The following is a 17,580-nucleotide window of genomic DNA, read 5'->3' as shown; positions in this document are numbered from 1 at the left end:
TCCGGGATATAGCCGGCCTCGGCCGAGGTGGGGCGATGCCGGCATGGATGCGATGCGGCCGGCCTCCATCTGGGCCTTTTCAGCCGGCCGGCGGGGTGAGGCTGGTTCGGTCGAACGGGCCACTGTGCGCGGCGGCGTACGCGATGGCGTCGTTGACGGCATCGAGGCCGAACGACCGGACTCGTTCGGGGGCGAGATCCAGAGTGCCCGAGGTGAGGAGCCGGATGATGCCGACATTGGCTGTGCGCGGGTACATCCACTGCCCGCGCACGGTGATCGAGTTGCGCATGATCCATGGGTACGGGAGTGCGAGGTCGTCGCCACCGAGCATGCCGACGCCGCCCATGAGGACGACCCGGCCGTACTCGCGCACGGTCATGGCCGCCGCGCGCGAGGCCGAGCTGGGTGCGCTCGGCGGTAGCAGGTCGATCACCATGTCAATCGGGCCGTCGGCCGCCGCGGACATCGCCCCCTGGTCGGTGGCTTCGTCCCCGGTCAGCGGCACCGGGCGCAGACGCGGACCGAACCGGTCGGCGAGGAGGTCGAGCGCGGCCTTGTTGCGGCCGGGGGCGACCACGCGGCCCGCGCCCATCGCGAGCGCGACCGCGACCGCGCTGCTGCCGAGGTTTCCGGTGGCCCCGCTGACGAGCAGCGTCTCGCCCGCCGCGAGCCCGCCTGCCAGCAGCCCGCCGTAGGAGATGGTGTGCACGGTGAGCGCGGCCCAGCGGGCCGGATCCTCCCCGGCCGCGGCCGGCAGCGGAAAGACGTTCTCCGTCGGGACCCGCATGAGCTCGGCGAACGCGCCGTCGTGCAGGTACTCGGCGAGCCGCGCGCCGCCCTCGCCGCGTGAACTCCAGCCCTGGAGCGTGATGTCGGGCGTCAGGGCATCGTCTCGCGAGCGCACCGTCGAGTCGCACCACACCAGGTCGCCGCCCCGCAGCCGGGTGGCGTCAGGGCCGACGTGGACGATCCGCCCCACCGCGCCAACGCCGGGCACGACAGGAGGGACGAGGGGGTACTTCCGCCTGCCGCTGAAGACTTCGGCCGCGTAGGGCGCCACGCCGGCGGCGAGGACCTCGACCACCACCTCACCGCTACCGGCCTCGGGGTCCGGCGCCTCCCGTACCGCGAGCGGGGCGCCGAAGCGCGTCAGAACTGCTGCTCGCACGTGATGACCTCCGTGTTCGTCCGTGCTCTTGAGATCAACCCTAGGAGCGGGACGAGCATGCGGGAAGCGATGATCTCGCATCTATGGTATGCGTATGACGCATGGACATCTCCAGCACGGGACTGCGGGTCCTGCGGCAGATCGCCGAGTCCGGCAGCTTCACCGCGGCGGCCGCCCGACTCGGATACACACAGTCGGCCGTCTCACGCCAGGCCGCCGCCCTCGAACACAGCGCCGGCACCACCCTGTTCGAGCGCCGCCCGGACGGGGTGCGGCTCACTCCCGCCGGGTTGACCCTGCTGCGGCACGCCCACACGATCCTCGCCTCGCTCGCAGCGGTCGAGCGTGAACTCACCGGCAGCGTCCCGCGGAACGAGCTGGTGCGGCTCGGGGCAGTCCTGAGCGCGGGCTCGGCGATCCTGCCCGCCGCACTCGCACACCTCGCGAAGGCTGACCCGCAGCTCACGGTCACCACCCGCGAGGGCACCACGCCCTCCCTGATCCGGGCGTTGCGCGCGGGCTCGCTCGACCTCGCAGTGCTGACATCCCGCCCGCCCCACCGGCCCTTCGACAGCGAGTTGCCGCGCCTGCACCTGGAGACCGTCGCGGACACCGAACTGGTCGTGGCCGTGTCTTCGACCGGAGACTTCGCCGGACGCACCACCGTGCACGTCGACGAACTGGTCGACGCCGCTTGGATCGCCGCCCCGTCGTCGAACTCCGAGCCGCTGCTCGGCGTCTGGCCCGGCCTGCCCGGACGGCCGCGCGTCGTCCACTCCGCGCGCGACTGGCTGACGAAGCTCCAGTTGGTCGCCGGCGGCTTCGGCGTGACCACGGTGCCGTCCGGGCTCTCACCGATGCTGCTGCCCGGGGTGAGCGTGCTGCGCGTCGACGGCGCGCCCCCCGAGATTCGCCGGGTGCTCGTGGCACGCCTCTGCGGCCACCCCACCCCGGCGATCACGGCCGTCACCCAAGCGATCACTTCGACCGCCTGAACCGCCATCAAGGCCGCACACATCGCGGATACCCACTGGAGTACTTGCCAGGCCAGCATCGGGGCGTTCCCGTTGAAAGGCCCTGGTCATGCCGCGGATGTCGAAGGTCGAGCTGTACGCGGCGATCCGGCGGGACCACCGGGCCGGCATGACGATGCGGGAGCTGGAGCGCACGTACAACGTCGCCTGCTCGCAGAATCCTTCGACGGTTTCGGAGCCGGTTCCTTCCGCCCGGCGGGTGCAAACGGTGTACTTCGCGGATTCACCGGATGGTGTAGATCATCCGTCGTTTGGCGTATCACCGTTCGTCCCTGCCAATGATCGGGGAGCGTCCGTCGTCGTCCGGGGAACGTTGTCCGAGACCTCGGCATGCCCGGTCGCAGGCACCATCCGATCAACAGAAACGGCTCGTCGTGCATTTGACTCCGCATGAGCAGGAACGCTTGCTGATCCATGTCGCGGCCGACGTGGCAGCGAAGCGCCGCGACCGGGGCCTGCTTCTCAACTACCCCGAGACCATGGCCCTGCTGTCCGCGTACGTCTTCGAGGCGGCGCGCGACGGTAAGACGGTGAGCGACATCATGGACTCGGGCCGACGGGTGCTCACTCGTGACGACGTGATGGACGGCGTCCCGGAGATGATCAAGAACGTCCAGGTGGAGGCGACCTTCCCGGACGGCACCAAGCTGGTCACGATCCACGACCCCATCCCAGAGGCCACTGAGGACCCCGAGGTCTACCCGGGCAAGGTCGAGCACCCCCAGCCGGCACGCAGGCCGGAGTGCCCGGTCGACCGCGACGACACCGACTCGTCCCCCTGCTGCCATGAGTGCGACGACGCCGCGTCCTGGCACGAGGCGATCGCGTTCAACGAGCACCTGCAGAGCGGCAAGAAGGCGATCAAGGTCCAGAACACGTCCGACCGTCCCGTCCAGGTCGGCTCCCACTACCACTTCGCCGAGGTCAACCCCGGCCTCAAGGTGGTCGAGAACCCCCTCGGCGCGCCCGTGGACGACAAACCGCTCTGGGACTGTGCCGAGGCGAAGGGGCGACGGCTCAACATCGCCGCGGGCACGTCCGTGCGGTTCGAACCAGGAGACGTGTGCTGCGTCGAGCTGGTGAGCATCGAGGGCGACGCCAAGAGCGACACCGGCAAGATTCAGGGACTGCGCGAGGGGAACGTCGGATGAGTGGCCAGCCGGGGAAGACGGGCCGGCAGAAGAGGCCGGGCAACTTGGTGAAGCGGGCGGAGTACACCGCTCTGTACGGGCCCACCACCAAGGACCGCGTCCGCCTTGCCGACACCGATCTCACCGTCGAGATCGAAGCCGACTGGAGCGGCGGGCCGAAATACAGCGGCAATGAGATGATCTTCGGTGGCGGCAAGGTGATCCGAGAGTCGATGGGCATGTCCCACATCGCGAGGGACGGGGGCGGCAACCCGGATCGCATTCCCATGGACACGGTCATCACAGGGGCGCTGATCCTCGACTGGTGGGGTGTGGTCAAAGCCGACGTCGGCATCAGGGATGGCAAGGTTCATGCCATCGGCAAGGCGTACAACCCGGAGACGATGGACCCGATCTCGGACTTCGAGCAGCCCGCCCGTGAGCAGCCGGACGACCAGCTACCGGTGACGGCTACGAACTTCGTGGTCGGCCCGAGCACCGAGGCCATCTCCGGCAACGGCCGGATCCTTACCGCGGGGGGTGTGGACACCCACGTTCACTTCATCTGCCCCGAAGAGATCCACGAGGCCCTGGCCTCGGGCGTGACCACTCTCATCGGCGGCGGCACAGGCCCCGCCGAAGGCAGCACGGCCACCACCGTGACCCCCGGCGAGTGGCACATCACCCGGGTCTTCGAGGCCCTGGACGAGTACCCGGTCAACATCGGTCTGCTCGGCAAGGGCAGCACGATGAACGAAGACGCTCTGAACGAGCAGGTGGATGCCGGTGTCATCGGCTTGAAGGTGCACGAAGACTGGGGTGCCACACCCGCGGTGATCGACAGGGCGCTGGCAGTCTGTGAGGAGCGCAAGATCCAGGTCGCCCTGCACGCCGACTCGCTCAACGAGTCCGGTTTCCTGGAAAGCACCAAGGATGCTTTCAAGGGGCGTTCCATCCACATCTTCCATGTCGAGGGCGCTGGAGGAGGCCACGCTCCGGACATGATCGAGCTGGTCAAGGAGCCGAACGTGCTGCCCGCCTCGACCAACCCCACCCGGCCCTTGACGGTGAACACCGTCAAGGAGCACATCGACATGATGATCGCGTGCCACCACCTCAACCCGGACATTCCGGCGGACATGGCCTTCGCGGATTCCCGCATCCGACCGTCCACCATGGCCGCGGAGGACCTCCTCCACGACATGGGCGCCATCTCGATGATGTCCTCGGATGCCCAGGCGATGGGACGCATCGGCGAGATGATCATGCGCACCTGGCAGACCGCGCACGTCATGAAGTCCCGCTACGGCGCGCTGCCCGAAGACCTGCAGAACGCGAAAGTCCGAACGATCCGACAAGACACGGACCCGTCCCACCCGTTCAATGAGGACAGGCTGACGCCGAACGACAACTACCGGGCACGCCGGTACGTCGCCAAGTACACGGTCAACCCGGCGATCACGCACGGCATCAAAAAGTACGTCGGTTCCGTGGAGCCGGGGAGGCTGGCAGACCTGGTGCTGTGGGAGCCGAAGTTCTTCGGCGTCAAGACGCACATGGTCCTCAAGGGCGGCCAACTCGCCTACGCGCAGGTCGGCGACGCCAACGCTTCGATCACCAAGCCGCAGCCCTACCTGCCGCGGCCGGTCTGGGGGGCCACCGGGCGTGCCCCGGGGAGCAACTCGGTGAACTTCGCCGCCGAGGACGTGGCTGACAGCTTGAACACCCGATTCGCCCCCGGCCGGCACAGGAACAACGAGGGGACGGGGACGGAAACGGTCGGTCTCCACAAGAAGTTCGTCCCGATCGAGAGCACCCGGAACGTCAAGAAGACCGACATGAAGCTGAACGACAAGGTGCCGGACAGCCTCGAAGTCGACCACAACAGCTTCGAGGTCACCATCGGCGGCGCGACGACGGGGGACGCCCGCACCGAACTCAACGGTGCGACCGTGCCGCGCACCTACGTCAACGAAGTCCCCTTGGCTCAGCGGTACTTCCTCTTCTGAGCCGACACCTGCCCGGCCATCGGCGCCGGCGCCACGGTCGGGCCTGGGCGGGCACGGCGTGCCCGCCCAGGGCACCGCCTCACCATCCGCCCCTGTGAAAGGCAGCCGCTCGCCCATGAGCCGCGCAGCCCTGCTCCTGTTGGCCGACGGCCGCTTCCCCGCCGGTGGGCACGCCCACTCCGGCGGCGTCGAGGCCGCGGTCGCCCATGGAACCGTACACAACACCGACAGCCTGGAGGCGTTCTGCCGCGGGCGTCTGCACACCACCGGTCTGACGGCGGCCGGGCTGGCCGCCGCAGCCGCCGCCGGACATGACCCGCTGCTGCTCGACGACACGGCCGACGCGCGCACCCCCGCCCCCGCACTACGTGCCGTCGCCCGCAGACTCGGCCGGCAGATGATGCGCGCGGCCCGTGCCACCTTCCCGTCGGCCGAGCTCGAACGCCTGGCCGCCGCGCGTCCCCAGGGCGCCCACCAGCCCATCGTTCTGGGCCTCGCCGCCCGCGCCGCCGGGCTCGCCCCGGTGGACGCCGCCTGTGCCGCCGCGTACGAGAACATCGGCGGCCCGGCCACCGCAGCGGTGCGCCTGCTGAGCCTCGACCCGCTCGACGCCTCCGGTCTGCTGGCCCGCCTCGGCCCCGAGACCGACGGCGTCGCCCAGGCCGCGGCCGACGCAGCGACCCGCGCCCTGACCGAGGGCCTCGACGCCCTGCCGTCTGCCTCCTCACCCCTGCTGGACATCACCGGGGAGCAGCACGCCGCCTGGACCGTCCGCCTCTTCGCCTCCTGAACCCCGAACCCACCACTGCACAGCGGAGTTGCCATGCACCTCGACCACTCTGAGACCTTTCCCGAGCGGCACACCTACAGCGCCGATCCGCTCCGTCCCGACGGCAGTCGCCGCGCCCTCCGCGTCGGCCTGGGTGGCCCCGTCGGCTCCGGCAAGACCGCCACCGTCGCCGCGCTCTGCCGCACCCTGCGCGACCGCTGGCGCATCGCCGCTGTCACCAACGACATCTACACCCGTGAGGACGCCGAGTACCTGCTGCGCGAAGCCGTCCTGCCGCCCGAGCGCATCGCCGCCGTCGAGACCGGCGCCTGCCCGCACACCGCGATCCGCGACGACATCTCCGCAAACCTGGAAGCCGTCGAACACCTGGAAGAGACCCTCCACCCCCTCGACCTCGTGCTCGTCGAGTCCGGTGGCGACAACCTGACCGCCACCTTCTCCAAGGGCCTCGTCGACGTACAGATCTTCGTCATCGACGTGGCCAGCGGCGACGACATCCCCCGCAAGGGCGGCCCCGGCATCACCACCGCCGACCTCCTCATCATCAACAAGACCGACCTCGCCCCGCACGTCGGCGCCGACCTGGACACCATGGCCATCGACGCGAAACGACAGCGCGGCGGCCTTCCCGTCATCTTCACCCACCTCACCTCCGACGACGGCATCCGCGAAGTCGCCGACTGGGTCACCGGCCACCTCGCCCAGTGGCGCGCCGGGGCAGCCGTATGAGTCCATCCACCCAACTCGCCGCCGCCCGACCCGCGTCCGACCGCGACGCACCCCCAGCCGGCGCCCAAGAGCCCGCCGGACACCCTCACGGCGTACGTGCCACGGCCCGGATCCGCGCCGCGCACAACGGACGCGTCACCACCCTCCCCCAGTTGCGCAGCGACGGCCCCTTCCACCTGCGGCGCATGCGCACCGACGGCAGCGCCGCCACAGTGGGCATCATCGGCGCGATGAGCGCCCCACTCGGCGGCGACCGGCTCACCCTCGACATCACCGCCGAGGACCAGGCCGAGCTGGAGGTCACCACAGCTGCCGCCACCCTCGCCCTGCGCGGCCCCACCACCGAAGCAGCCACCTACGACGTGCGGCTCACCGCCGGAGAACACGCCCGTATGCGCTGGCTGCCGCAGCCCCTGATCAGCGCCGCCGGCAGCAACCTGCGGCAGACCTGCACCGTCGAACTCGCCGCCACCTCACGGTTCGTACTGCGAGAAGAGCAGCTCCTGGGCCGGGCCGGCGAGGAACCGGGCCACCTCGTCAGCCGGATCCTGGTCCACCGAGCCGGGCGCCCGCTACTCGACCAGCGCACGACCTACGGGTCCCCAGAACCCGGCTGGGACGGCCCGGCCGTCCTGAACGGGCACCGCGCCGTCGGCCAGCTCCTGGTCGTGGACCCGCGCCTCGACATCCGACGAGACGCCGTACTGCTCGGCGAAGGCACCAAGGACGGGTGCGCCGTCCTCGCACCGCTGGCCAACGGCCCGGCACTGCTCGCCACCGCCGTCGCACCGACCACCTCGGCACTGCGGGAACTGCTCGACGAGGCGCACGCACGCGCCCTCGCCCGCTAGACCGTGCCTCTTCGATCATGTGATGCGTCGAGTTCGGGTACGGGGACCGGTATGCGACGGGTGCTGACGGGCTGACCATGGCAGAGCGATTCGGAGGCCGACGGCAGTGGCCCATCGCGGGAGTTGGCGGACAGGAAATTGCGTCGAACGCCGAGTCGTTCTTTGAGAAGGTCGTGAGTGTCCCGGGTCTACGACGAAAGGAAGCCCGTGCCGCGTGCTGTCACGTTGATCCGTTCTGCATCCCTGTCCGATGTTGCCGAGTACTCCTACGCTGCCACGGCCCCGGCCGAGTCGCGGCTGATCTTCCTGGCCGGAGCATGTCCGCTCAATGAGGACGGTTCCACTGCGGCAATCGGAGACGTCGCGGGGCAGGCGGCCAAGGCCGTGGAGAACATGCGGACCGCTCTGGCAGACTCCGGCGCGTCACTCCACGATGTCATCAGCACCCGCGTTCTCGTTGCCTCCCACCGGCGGGAGGACCTGGTGACGGCGTGGGGGGTTGTCCGGACCGCGTTCGGCGACCACGACGTGCCCAGCACGTTGATGGGTGTCACCGTGCTCGGCTACGACGGCCAGCTCGTAGAGATCGAGGCCATCGCCGCCGTGCTCGATTCCTGAGCCGACGGACCATCTTCAGTCATCACCCGCGGCTCGGCGTGCGGCGCAGGGCAGTGCAGCAGCGGAAAAGCAGCCTCCCCGTGTACGGGAGGACGCCGAAGCTGTCGACGGAGCCGTCCGATTCGTGCTCGGGTGCTACGCGCCTCCGCAAGAGCAACGCTGGGAACAGGTGCTGAGCAAATCCACGATGACGGAGCCGGTTCGTGAATTCGTCGACCGCAGCCTGGCCAATCCCTGGACCCGGCCGCGCTGAAGGGTGACGACAAGGTGCGGCTGTGGGATCAGCCGAAACGCAGATGCGTGGGCAGGGTGAGAATTTCGGCTCCGTTGTCGGTGATGGCGATGGTGTGCTCGCTGTGCGCGGTCCGGCAGCCCGTCGCGCTGCGCAGCGTCCAACCGTCGGCGTCGGTGACGAGGGTGGCAGTGTCGGCCATGACCCAGGGTTCCAGGGCGAGCAGCAGTCCGGGGCGCAGCTGGTATCCGCGGCCGGGCCGTCCGGTGTTCGCGACGTGTGGGTCCTGGTGCATGGTCGAGCCGATGCCGTGGCCTCCGAACTCGGTGTTGATCGGGTAGCCCGCCTTGCTGAGGACCGTGCCGATGGCGTGGGAGAGGTCGCCGATGCGCGCCCCGGGTTTGGCGGCGGCGATGCCGGCGGCGAGTGCACGTTCGGTCGTCTCGATCATCGCGACGCTCTCCGCCGGCCTGGCCTTGCCCACCAGAAAGCTGATCGCGGCGTCCGCGGCCACCCTGCCCCTGGCTACGGCAAGGTCGAGAGTCAGCAGATCTCCGTCTGCCAGCGTGTAGTGGTGAGGCCGCCCATGGAGCACTCCGTCGTTGACGGCCGTGCAGATGTAGTGCCCGAACGGGCCGCGCCCGAAGGAAGGCGCGTAGTCGACGTAGCAGGACTGTGCCCCCGCCTCGGTGATCATCTCCTTGGCCCACTGGTCGATGTCCAGCAGGTTCGTCCCGACCGTGCTGCGCTGCTTCAGCGTGTGCAGGATGTCTCCGACCAGCGCGCCGGTGTCCCTCGCCCGCTCAAGCTGCGCGGAGTTCAAGATCTCAATCATGGGGGACCTCTCATGTACGTCCAATAACTATCCCGGTCTAACTGTACCGGTATTAGAATGGGGTCATGGTCAGGTTGCCGCTCACCCCCGCCGAGGTAGAACGCGGACAGCGCCTTGGCGCCCTGCTCCGCCGAGCCCGGGGCTGCCGCTCGATGCTGGACGTGGCGCTCGCTTCGCACATCTCGCCGGAAACCCTGCGGAAGATCGAATCCGGCCGTGTGGCTACCCCCGCCTTTCCGACCATCGCAGCGATCGCCGACACCCTCGGCCTGTCTCTCGACGCCGTCTGGGCCGAGATCAGCCGGGCGGAGCGAACCGTCGAGGATCAGTCGGCCCTGTCTGTCACGCGGCATCCATCGCTGGTTTCCTAACGCCGAACTCGGAGAGCCAGCGGTTCACTGACCGCGCTGTACCGGTACACCTGCGCACACGCTGATCACTGATCACCTCGTCGACCAGCCCGGGCACCGCCTCGCGGACCCCGGCGGCTACACCGCCTGGACCCCGTCGGCTCCGTCGCTTCCTGCCCGAAGGGCGCGAGCGCCCGGCCCTTTGCACCACCGTCACCGGGTCCGTGTCGGGCGACACAGTGCACACGGCTCCACCGCGTCCGTGAGTGCGCGCGTCGCTTCGGGGGACGACGTTTGTGTGTCGTGTAGGGGGGCACACGCTTGTCAGTCCCCGGCTGATCTCCCCCGTTCAGCCGGGGACTTCTGCTGCCGGTTCGAAAATCTTCGGCCTTGTGCAGCGCCGTCGCAGCCTGAGTTCTTGCCGGGCTGAGGGCCGGGTCCGTCATAGTCCCGGCCCTCAGGTCATTGCGTGGGTCTACCGCCGCACAGCGCTGCCGCAGTACCGGGCCGAGCTGCTCGACATCACACAGCAGGCCCGGTCTCGCACGCCGCTGCACCTTCAGCCACGCCGCCTCACCCGCCCGGCTCGCACCAGGCATCTCACCGGGGCAGGAAGAAGCCGAACCGCCTGCCCATCACCTCGCCCCAGGTGGCGCACGCAGCGTGAGACATGCCTCGAACGGCGTGGCTGGCTGACGGGCGTTTCAGGCATCGCGTACATAGGCGGTCGGAGCTTGGCCGTTCTGCGCCTGCTGCGCCCGTTCAGCCATCATTCTCGCCAATACTTCCAGCCGTGGTGTGGAGGAGGCCTGGTCGTCAGTGTCATCGCCATGGATAGTCACGAGAACGGTGCCGACACGCAGAGCCAGGTAAGCGCCGCCGGAGTACATACTGCCGGCGGGCATTGCTACGGCCCAGAGTTCATCCCCGATTTTCGGCATCGGGCCGCTGATGCCCTTCTTCTCCGCCTGTCCGTCCGGGGCATTCGAGTTCTTCATGGCGCGGAGGAAGTCGCTGTCGCTGGCCTTGCCCGCGTCCGTGAAACCGGCGGCAACAATGGACAACTCGGCCTCCGGATCCCCCATCAGGTAGCCGGCGGCCTCGGCCGTGTTCATCAACTGCCTGTACTGCCGAACGGCCGCGTTCATCTGTCGCGAAACGCTCACGCACGATGTCTGATACCGCTTGTCCCACCCCGGTACCCACCGAAGTCAGAGCCCCGCCGGCCATCTGCGCGAAGATCTGAACCACTGTCTCAACCATCAGCGGCCCCAACTGTGTTTGCAACAAAGCCCATTGTTGCCGTGGGAGGGTCGCCCTGGTACCAAAAGGCTCAGCCCGGCCTGTATGCAGCGGTATCAGACACCACGAACAGCCGGAGAGCTGGCCGGACCGCGGGCTGCCGGGCGGAGAGGGCAGCGTTGGCCGTGCGGACCACCAGGAAGTGGTGGCCGCCGCGGCGACGGCCGTGTGGCCGGTGAGGGTGAGGGTGAGGGTGAGGGTGAGGTAGAGGATGCCGGCCCACACGGCGTCCCGCGCGACGGGGGCGAACAGGTCGCCCGCGCCCTGGGTGAGGGCTGCGCGCCTCCCCGTACAACGCGTTCACGTGCTGGGCGTCTGCTCCGTCGTTTCACCCTAGGACCCGGACCGAGGTGCGGGTCTCGGCGAGGACTGCCGGCTGCGATGTACGCGCTGTCCGGCCCGTTCGAGGGGGGAGTACGCGCCTCCTGTTCATCGTGGGGCGGGCTTGACTGCCAGGAGGGTCTCGCCGAGGTCGGTGTGCTGCCAGGCCGCGAGTTGGGCGCGTATGTCGTGGGCCTGGCCGCCCAGGGTCATATTGCCGGCGATGAGAAGACCGCCGGGGCGCAGGGCCGCGGCCAGTGCCCCGATGGCTGCGGTGGTGGGCGGGTAGCCATCGAAGAAAGCTACGTCCGCACCGGTCAGGTCAAGTTTGGGCAGGATGTCGGTGCCCTCTCCGGTGTGGAGGGTGATGCGGTCAGCCAGGTGGTGGCGGGCCAGGTGGTCTTGCGCGCGTCGGCTGTGGGTGGGGTCGCGGTCGATGGTGTGGACGTGGGCCCCGGTGGAGGCGAACCAGGCGGCCGAGTAGCCCAGGGCGGTGCCGAGTTCCACCACGGTCGTCGCTTTGGCGGCTGCGGTCAGGGTGGCCAGCAGACTGCCGTCGGAGTAGGGGTAGCAGCCGCATCCGTGGTGTTCCAGGTGGGCCAGTGTGGCGGTCTTGATGTCGCTGAAACGGTCGGCGGTCGCGGTGGTGGTCATATGGGTTGCCCGATCGGTCGGATGGTGAGGGTGTTGAGGTCAACGCCGGTGGGCTGGTCGAGGGCGAAGCCGATGGCCTCGGCCACGGGCCCGGCCGGCATGGCGAAGGGGGGTGGCGCGCCGTCGTCCCAGAAAGGGGTGTCGGTCATCCCGGGGGCGATGAGGGTGACGCCCACACCGAGGGTGGTGGCGTGCATGCGGAGGTTCTCCGCCAGCCCGGTGACGGCCCACTTGGTGGCCGAGTACAGGTTTCCCGGAGCATTCTTCAGCCCTGCGACGCTGCCGATGAGAACCAATCGCCCACGGCTGTCCTGCAGATGGGGCAGCGCGGCCCTGGCCAGCAGGGCGGGGCCCAGGACGTTGGTGAGGACCATCGAAGGCCACAGGGCCGGATCCCCGTCGCTGATGGCCGTCCCGCCGGCGCGGAAGTGGTCGGTGGACGTGAAGCCCGCATTCGCGACAGCCGCGTCGAGGTGTCCGAAGCGGTCGACGGTCCGGATGACCGCGTCCTGGGTTTCGTCCCAGTCGGCGGCATCGGCGACGAGGGTCATCAGCTGCTTCGGCCGGCCGGTCGCCCTGGCGAAGGTATCCAGCTTGTGCGGGTCGCGTCCGGTGACGGTGACGCGATGGCCGCGGTCGAGCAACAGGCGGGCCGTGAGGGCTCCGATGCCGCTGCTCGCGCCGGTGATCAGAACCGTCTTGGCTTCCGGTGACGACGGCGGCACCGTAGTGGCCGTCATGCCGACACCTCCTGGCGAACGGCCCGGGCGGCGAAGTCGGCGAGGGTGACGGTGCCGCGTTCGGGTGTGCCTTCGAAGCAGATGTGGCCGCTGTTGAAGCCGTCCCACATGGCGATGAGGTCCGCGGCGAGCCGCGCCGGCATGCCGCGGTCTGCGAGCGCCTGCTGCCACTGCGCGCGGGGGACGTCCCGGGCAGTGACGGGGCGTCCGAGAGCCTGGGAGAAGGCGGCGGCAACGTCGAGGGGCGAGTAGTCGGCCGGCGCGGCGATCTCCACGGTCCGGGTGCCCGGCCGTCGCAGTTCGCGTACGACGGTGGCGGCGATGTCGGCCGCGGCGGTGTGCGGGACGGGGCGGTCCAGCGGGGTGAAGAAGCTGGTCAGGAGGCCGTCACGCATGGCCGGGAGGCTGGAGAGCCAGTTGGACAGGAAGTTGCCGGCCCGTACGAAGGAGGCGCCCAGCGGTGCCAGGGTCGCTTCCAGAATGTGGGTGGTGGCGATGTTGCCGGTGCCCTCGGCGTGCTGGGCTCCGATCGAGGACAGCGCGACGGCGCGCGTGCCGGTGGTGGCCAGCGCGCTGCGGTACGCCTCCGCGACCTGCCGGGCCGACCGGAACATGTCGCCGCCGGTGTAGTCGGGCGGGTTGAGCACGTACGCGGCGTGCGCGCCGGTCAAAGCGGCGGTGAGCGCGTCGGCGTCGGTGACGTCGGCGAACGCCACCTCGGCCCCTCGGGCCGTCCAGCTACTGCCGTCGCGCCCCGGCCGCAGGACGACGCGCACGGGCTGCTTGTGTTCGAGCAGGGTGTGGGCGACAGCTCCGCCGGTCTGCCCCCCTGCTCCCATGACCACGTACATGGCGCACTTCCTCCGAAGGGTTGAGAGCGCCCCGCGTTCCTCGACAGGGTTGCGGGGCCGGTGGATCCACCGTGCGCGCCAGGGGCAAGTCCAGTCCAAGACCTGTTCCGCACCAGCTCATGCAGAACGGGCATCACCGCAGGTCATCACGGTTTCAGGCGCTGCGGGAAGGCGGCGGGGCGGTTACAGTCGAAGCATGCCTGACACGTCCGACGCCCATGCCGATCTGGACCTGAGGCTGGTGCGGTACTTCGTGGCGGTGGCCGAGCAGCGGCACTTCGGCCGGGCTGCTGCCGCCTTGCACATCGCCCAGCCTGCGCTGAGCCGGCAGATCCGGCGCCTGGAGGAATTGGTGGCGGCCCGGCTGCTGGATCGCACCCCCAAGGGCACCGAGCTGACCGAGGCCGGCGCGGTGTTCCTGCCCCGTGCCAAGGCGCTGCTGCGTGCCGCCTCCCAAGCAGTGGTCCAGACGCGGGCCGCGGCCGAGCCCACGGCCCTGACCGTCGGCTACACGACGGGACTGATCATCACCCCCGCGGTACGGGCGGTGCGCCGGCGCCATCCCGATGCAGAGATCCAGACCCGGCACCTGGCCTGGCACGAACCACGCACCGCACTGCTGGACGACCGGGTGGACGCTGTGGTGGCGCGGCTGCCGTTCGCCACCGACCAGCTGCACGTGACGATCCTCTACGACGAGCCCCGTCTGCTGCTGGTCGCGGCCGACCACCGGCTGGCCGGGAAGGAGTACGTCACCCTCGACGACATCGCCGACGAACCCACTCCTCGCCTGCCCGACCCGGCCTGGAACGCGTTCTGGCGCATCGATCCCCGCCCCGGCGGGCACCGGCCACCGGAAGGTCCCCTCGTCGAAAGCCTGGAGGACAAGCTCGAACTCGTTGCCGCCGGCGTGGCCGTCTCCATCGCCCCGGCCGGTGCGATGGCCACCAACAGCCGTCCCGACCTGGCTACCGTCCCTCTGGAGGGCGTGGAGCCCGGACACGTCGTCCTGGCAACCCGAGCCGGCGACCAGAACCGCCTGGTCGCCGCTTTCCGCACCGCGGCCCAGGCCCACCTCACCGCCCCGCACCTGCCCGACCCGCCTCCCCCCGCAGGGGCGTAGCACCCAAGCTTCCGGCCGAACGGCAGCCCCTGCGCCTAAGACGGTGTCCTATGTGGTGATGGCTCGTTGGTCTGAGTATGGGGCGGGGTAAGTGGAGTTGGATTATTCCGGACGGGCTGTGGGAGATCGCGGAGCCGCTGATCCCGCCGTCGAAGGTGCGTCCGCGGCGGCGGAACGCAGGACACGTCTGATGAGACGCTGTTCGCGGCAATCATCTACGTCTTGGTCAGTGGGTGTGCCTGGCGGGCTCTGCCGCCGTGTTTCGGGATATCGAAGTCGACGGCCCACCGCAGATTCCTGATCTGGTCAAGAGCCGGTGTCTGGGGCCGGCTGCACGAGGAGATCCTGCACCGCCTAGACGATGCCGTCCTACTCGACCTCTCCCGAGCGGTCCTCGATTCCGCCCACGTCAGGGCTAAAAAAGGGGCGAGCTCACAGGTCCGAGCCCCGTGGACCGAGGCAAGCCGGGTTCCAAGATGCACGTCCTGTCGGACGCGAACGGACTGCCCCTTCTCGTCGGCCTCTCGGCAGCGAACACCCACGACAGCCTCGCGTTGAAGCCGATGATCGAGGGGCACCAAACGAGACACGACCGGAGCGAGGCGGGTCGCAGGAAGCCGCCCGTCCCGACGGTCTGCACCGAGCGTCCGCGGATCCGCAGGACATCCGCCAAGCGCGCCGCCAGCCCTTCCGGATGGGCGGTCGGCGCCCCGTCGATCGCGACGCGCAGCCACGGACCGCCGTCCGCCGCCGTCAGCTTTCCGATCCGGTCAGCGCGCGCATCGGTCAGCCGCTCCCAGGAGATCGCTTCCAGCCGCACCCCTCCATCATGCCCGGGCACTGCCGTACGGTGCCGGGTGGGCGCCCGTGGCCGAGCGGCGTCAGCTGCGCGGGTAGCGCCCGGGGGCGAAGAACGACTCGTTGTACGGCTGGTGGGTGAGGGGGTGGAACGCCGCCGAGAAGTCGTCGGCCAGCTCGGTGATCGTGCCACGGCCCTCGACGGCGGTGAGCCAGGACGGGGGGAGGGCGAGGTCGCCGTGGTGAGCGCCGAGGAGGTTGCCGCAGATGGATCCCGTGGAGTCGCTGTCACCGGAGTGGTTGACGGAGAGCAGGAAGGCTGACTCAACGCGCGTGTGCCGGGGTACCGGGTCGGCGGGGCGGGCGAGGGCACAGTAGACGGCGATGGCCAGGGCCTCCTCGGCGATCCAGCCTCCGCCGAGGGTCTCGACCTTCTCGGGGGTCGCTGTGCCGTCGGCAGCCAGGTCGACCGCCTTGCGGAGGGCGGCCGTCGTCTCCTCGTGGCCGGGATAGCGGGCGAGGAGTTCCATCGAGCGCAGCACGGCGCCTTCGAGGGAGTCGCCGTCCAGTAGGTGTCCGATCATGGCGGCGAAGGCACCGGCCGCGTAGTAGCCGGTGGGATGGCCATGGGTGATCTGGGCGCAGCGGGCGGCGAATTCGAAGGCTCGGCGAACGGGCATCCCGGTGAGGCCGAAGGGAGCCGAGCGCATGACCGTGCCGCAGCCCTTGGAGTCGGGGTTGACCGGCCCCGGCGCTCCGAGCTCGCCGAGCGTGCCGGGGATGTGCTCGTAGCGGAGGCCGGAGACGCAGGCGTTGCCGGGGGCACGGCGGGCGTAGAGCCAGGTCTGCTGGCGCAGCCAGCCGGTGCGGTCGTAGGCGAGTTCGGCCGGCGGCGGGGGCGCGGGGTGGTTCTGGGTGTCGAGCCAGCGCAGATAGGCGTTCCGCACGATCACGGGCCCGGCGGAGCTGATGCCGTTCTCGGTGGCGGGGCCGTAGCGGGCGTAGGCGCGGATGAGGCCTTCCGCGGTGAAGAGGGTCATCTGGGTGTCATCGGAGACCTGGCCGAGGACGACGCCGCCGACCGGCAGGAAGCCGGTGACCCCGGACGGCCCGTAGCCGTTGCGGATCGAGGCCAGCGGCTGGAACTCGATCGGGTATCCCAGGGCGTCGCCTATCGCCCCGCCCAGAAGACAGCCACGGACACGGGCACGGCGGGCGACGATGTCGCCCCACGACTGACTGTTCAAGCCGGTTCCCTCACTTGATGGTTGTGCTCATGGTAATTGCGTCGATCGGTCGCGTGGTCGGAGCCTTCCGGCTCAGAAGATCCAGGCCAGGTAGAGGCTGAGCGCCGCACCACCGGCGCCGCCCAGGACCAGCCGCTTCATCCAGGCACTCGCGCGGGTTCCGGCGATCAACCGGCCCACGGCCACGGCCTGTCCCCTGCTCGGCATGATGCCGGTCGCGGCGAACGGGATCCCCAGCGCGGCGACGATCCAGCCGAGGAAGAACAGCGCGCACCAGCGCCAGATCTCGCCGAAGCCGGTGGCGAGGTAGCCGCTCACGGTCTGCTGGACGGGGATGCGGTCGCCCCGTTCGCGGTCTGCCGTGATGGTCGCCTCGTGATCGACGGTCGTTCCGTCGTCTGCGCGGAAGGTGCCGGCGCACACCGTCTTGTCGCTGTGGTGACGGCTTCCGTGGTCGATCCAGCAGCGCTCCACCGTGAGCGTGCCGTGACGACCGACGAGGCCCGCTGCGTGCGTCGAGTTGTACAGCGAGAAGCCGGCGCAGAGGAGCGCCAGAAGGAAGAAGAGGCCGCCGAAGAGACGCCCTTTCACACTCGGCGCGGGCATCGAGACGAACGGATCCGGCGTCCCCAGTCCTTGCTCCAGCATGGCGCTACCACCCCCTCCACTCCGGCTGCTCCCATGATCGCTCACCTTACCCATGCCCTAGATGAATGAGTCCGATGTTTGTGCTGGCCGCGACCATGGCGAAGGGCGCCCGTTGGCTCGTGTGTGACGACAAACCTGGACGCCCTTCTG

18 protein-coding genes and 3 pseudogenes are annotated in these 17,580 nt (G+C 69.5%); 12 read left to right on the top strand and 9 right to left on the bottom strand.

The window, feature by feature from the left end; all coding sequences use genetic code 11:
• Nucleotides 1–79: 79 nt before the first annotated feature.
• Nucleotides 80–1,168 (bottom strand): alcohol dehydrogenase catalytic domain-containing protein, encoded by a 1,089-nt coding sequence (locus tag ACGFR7_RS20710; protein WP_393321080.1) that lies wholly within the window; start codon nt 1,166–1,168, stop codon nt 80–82.
• Nucleotides 1,169–1,269: 101 nt separating this feature from the next.
• On the opposite strand from ACGFR7_RS20710, the gene ACGFR7_RS20705 reads away from it, so the two are divergent.
• From ACGFR7_RS20705 to ACGFR7_RS20665, 9 genes and pseudogenes are all read left to right on the top strand, one after another.
• Nucleotides 1,270–2,163, top strand: coding sequence for a LysR family transcriptional regulator (locus ACGFR7_RS20705; RefSeq protein ID WP_393321077.1), 894 nt, complete (start codon nt 1,270–1,272; stop codon nt 2,161–2,163).
• A 97-nt stretch (nt 2,164–2,260) separates the two neighbouring features.
• Nucleotides 2,261–2,596: a hypothetical protein gene (locus tag ACGFR7_RS20700; protein ID WP_393321075.1), complete on the top strand. Its 336-nt coding sequence runs from the start codon at nt 2,261–2,263 to the stop codon at nt 2,594–2,596.
• Nucleotides 2,577–2,873: pseudogene (locus ACGFR7_RS20695) on the top strand (urease subunit gamma); the annotation flags it as partial. The gene ACGFR7_RS20700 and the pseudogene ACGFR7_RS20695, both read left to right, overlap by 20 nt.
• On the top strand, nt 2,850–3,353 hold the full coding sequence (locus tag ACGFR7_RS20690) for an urease subunit beta (protein WP_393321738.1): 504 nt from the start codon (nt 2,850–2,852) through the stop codon (nt 3,351–3,353). The pseudogene ACGFR7_RS20695 and the gene ACGFR7_RS20690, both read left to right, overlap by 24 nt.
• The gene (ureC, locus tag ACGFR7_RS20685) at nt 3,350–5,341 is read left to right on the top strand and encodes an urease subunit alpha (protein ID WP_393321072.1); all 1,992 of its coding nucleotides are present in this window, start codon (nt 3,350–3,352) and stop codon (nt 5,339–5,341) included. Before ACGFR7_RS20690 ends, ureC begins: the two co-directional genes overlap by 4 nt.
• 115 nt (nt 5,342–5,456) lie before the next feature.
• Complete coding sequence (locus ACGFR7_RS20680; RefSeq protein WP_393321069.1) at nt 5,457–6,131, top strand: urease accessory protein UreF; 675 nt, start codon at nt 5,457–5,459, stop codon at nt 6,129–6,131.
• A 33-nt stretch (nt 6,132–6,164) separates the two neighbouring features.
• A complete protein-coding gene (gene ureG / locus ACGFR7_RS20675; RefSeq protein ID WP_393321066.1) occupies nt 6,165–6,860 on the top strand; it encodes an urease accessory protein UreG in 696 nt (231 codons plus the stop codon).
• The gene (locus tag ACGFR7_RS20670; RefSeq protein ID WP_393321063.1) at nt 6,857–7,711 is read left to right on the top strand and encodes an urease accessory protein UreD; all 855 of its coding nucleotides are present in this window, start codon (nt 6,857–6,859) and stop codon (nt 7,709–7,711) included. Before ureG ends, ACGFR7_RS20670 begins: the two co-directional genes overlap by 4 nt.
• A gap of 207 nt (nt 7,712–7,918) precedes the next feature.
• Nucleotides 7,919–8,329, top strand: a complete 411-nt coding sequence (locus ACGFR7_RS20665; RefSeq protein ID WP_159482891.1) for a RidA family protein — start codon at nt 7,919–7,921, stop codon at nt 8,327–8,329.
• A 281-nt stretch (nt 8,330–8,610) separates the two neighbouring features.
• On the opposite strand, the gene map is transcribed toward ACGFR7_RS20665, so the two are convergent.
• Nucleotides 8,611–9,396 carry a type I methionyl aminopeptidase gene (gene map, locus ACGFR7_RS20660; protein ID WP_393321060.1) on the bottom strand — a complete coding sequence of 262 codons (786 nt, stop codon included), beginning with the start codon at nt 9,394–9,396 and terminating at the stop codon, nt 8,611–8,613.
• 65 nt (nt 9,397–9,461) lie between these two features.
• Here map and ACGFR7_RS20655 point away from each other — a divergent pair, with 65 nt between their 5' ends.
• A complete protein-coding gene (locus ACGFR7_RS20655; RefSeq protein ID WP_393321057.1) occupies nt 9,462–9,767 on the top strand; it encodes a helix-turn-helix domain-containing protein in 306 nt (101 codons plus the stop codon).
• A gap of 683 nt (nt 9,768–10,450) precedes the next feature.
• On the opposite strand, the gene ACGFR7_RS20650 is transcribed toward ACGFR7_RS20655, so the two are convergent.
• The 4 genes from ACGFR7_RS20650 to ACGFR7_RS20635 all read right to left on the bottom strand — a co-directional run bounded on the left by ACGFR7_RS20650 (nt 10,451) and on the right by ACGFR7_RS20635 (nt 13,614).
• Nucleotides 10,451–10,861 (bottom strand): hypothetical protein, encoded by a 411-nt coding sequence (locus tag ACGFR7_RS20650; protein WP_393321054.1) that lies wholly within the window; start codon nt 10,859–10,861, stop codon nt 10,451–10,453.
• A gap of 616 nt (nt 10,862–11,477) precedes the next feature.
• The gene (locus ACGFR7_RS20645; RefSeq protein WP_393321052.1) at nt 11,478–12,023 is read right to left on the bottom strand and encodes an O-methyltransferase; all 546 of its coding nucleotides are present in this window, start codon (nt 12,021–12,023) and stop codon (nt 11,478–11,480) included.
• Complete coding sequence (locus tag ACGFR7_RS20640) at nt 12,020–12,763, bottom strand: SDR family oxidoreductase (protein ID WP_393321049.1); 744 nt, start codon at nt 12,761–12,763, stop codon at nt 12,020–12,022. Before ACGFR7_RS20640 ends, ACGFR7_RS20645 begins: the two co-directional genes overlap by 4 nt.
• Nucleotides 12,760–13,614: an NmrA family NAD(P)-binding protein gene (locus ACGFR7_RS20635; protein ID WP_393321046.1), complete on the bottom strand. Its 855-nt coding sequence runs from the start codon at nt 13,612–13,614 to the stop codon at nt 12,760–12,762. The genes ACGFR7_RS20640 and ACGFR7_RS20635 overlap by 4 nt, the downstream gene beginning before the upstream one ends.
• Before the next feature lie 196 nt (nt 13,615–13,810).
• Here ACGFR7_RS20635 and ACGFR7_RS20630 point away from each other — a divergent pair, with 196 nt between their 5' ends.
• Nucleotides 13,811–14,737, top strand: a complete 927-nt coding sequence (locus ACGFR7_RS20630; protein WP_393321044.1) for a LysR family transcriptional regulator — start codon at nt 13,811–13,813, stop codon at nt 14,735–14,737.
• A gap of 77 nt (nt 14,738–14,814) precedes the next feature.
• A pseudogene (locus tag ACGFR7_RS20625) lies at nt 14,815–15,357 on the top strand (IS5 family transposase); the annotation flags it as partial.
• Here the strand turns inward: ACGFR7_RS20625 and ACGFR7_RS20620 are convergent.
• The 3 genes and pseudogenes from ACGFR7_RS20620 to ACGFR7_RS20610 all read right to left on the bottom strand — a co-directional run.
• Nucleotides 15,330–15,557, bottom strand: a pseudogene (locus ACGFR7_RS20620) (uridine kinase); the annotation flags it as partial. The pseudogenes ACGFR7_RS20625 and ACGFR7_RS20620 overlap by 28 nt on opposite strands.
• Before the next feature lie 61 nt (nt 15,558–15,618).
• Entirely contained in the window at nt 15,619–16,782 is a 1,164-nt protein-coding gene (locus ACGFR7_RS20615; RefSeq protein WP_393321041.1) for an ADP-ribosylglycohydrolase family protein, read from the bottom strand.
• Nucleotides 16,783–16,854: 72 nt separating this feature from the next.
• On the bottom strand, nt 16,855–17,430 hold the full coding sequence (locus ACGFR7_RS20610; protein WP_393321038.1) for a hypothetical protein: 576 nt from the start codon (nt 17,428–17,430) through the stop codon (nt 16,855–16,857).
• Nucleotides 17,431–17,580 lie beyond the last annotated feature (150 nt).

The sequence above is a fragment of the Streptomyces sp. NPDC048516 genome (assembly GCF_043199875.1).
GTDB lineage: Bacteria > Actinomycetota > Actinomycetes > Streptomycetales > Streptomycetaceae > Streptomyces.
Note: the sequence above shows the minus strand (reverse complement) of the source record. Positions and strands in the feature narration are given on the sequence as shown.

Coding starts and splice junctions, on each gene's coding strand:
- ACGFR7_RS20705 (WP_393321077.1), top strand. CDS start 1,270: ATGGACATCTCCAGCACGGGACTGCGGGTCCTGCGGCAGATCGCCGAG.
- ACGFR7_RS20700 (WP_393321075.1), top strand. CDS start 2,261: ATGTCGAAGGTCGAGCTGTACGCGGCGATCCGGCGGGACCACCGGGCC.
- ureC (WP_393321072.1), top strand. CDS start 3,350: ATGAGTGGCCAGCCGGGGAAGACGGGCCGGCAGAAGAGGCCGGGCAAC.
- ACGFR7_RS20680 (WP_393321069.1), top strand. CDS start 5,457: ATGAGCCGCGCAGCCCTGCTCCTGTTGGCCGACGGCCGCTTCCCCGCC.
- ureG (WP_393321066.1), top strand. CDS start 6,165: ATGCACCTCGACCACTCTGAGACCTTTCCCGAGCGGCACACCTACAGC.
- ACGFR7_RS20670 (WP_393321063.1), top strand. CDS start 6,857: ATGAGTCCATCCACCCAACTCGCCGCCGCCCGACCCGCGTCCGACCGC.
- map (WP_393321060.1), bottom strand. CDS start 9,396: ATGATTGAGATCTTGAACTCCGCGCAGCTTGAGCGGGCGAGGGACACC.
- ACGFR7_RS20655 (WP_393321057.1), top strand. CDS start 9,462: ATGGTCAGGTTGCCGCTCACCCCCGCCGAGGTAGAACGCGGACAGCGC.
- ACGFR7_RS20650 (WP_393321054.1), bottom strand. CDS start 10,861: ATGAACACGGCCGAGGCCGCCGGCTACCTGATGGGGGATCCGGAGGCC.
- ACGFR7_RS20645 (WP_393321052.1), bottom strand. CDS start 12,023: ATGACCACCACCGCGACCGCCGACCGTTTCAGCGACATCAAGACCGCC.
- ACGFR7_RS20640 (WP_393321049.1), bottom strand. CDS start 12,763: ATGACGGCCACTACGGTGCCGCCGTCGTCACCGGAAGCCAAGACGGTT.
- ACGFR7_RS20635 (WP_393321046.1), bottom strand. CDS start 13,614: ATGTACGTGGTCATGGGAGCAGGGGGGCAGACCGGCGGAGCTGTCGCC.
- ACGFR7_RS20630 (WP_393321044.1), top strand. CDS start 13,811: ATGCCTGACACGTCCGACGCCCATGCCGATCTGGACCTGAGGCTGGTG.
- ACGFR7_RS20610 (WP_393321038.1), bottom strand. CDS start 17,430: ATGCTGGAGCAAGGACTGGGGACGCCGGATCCGTTCGTCTCGATGCCC.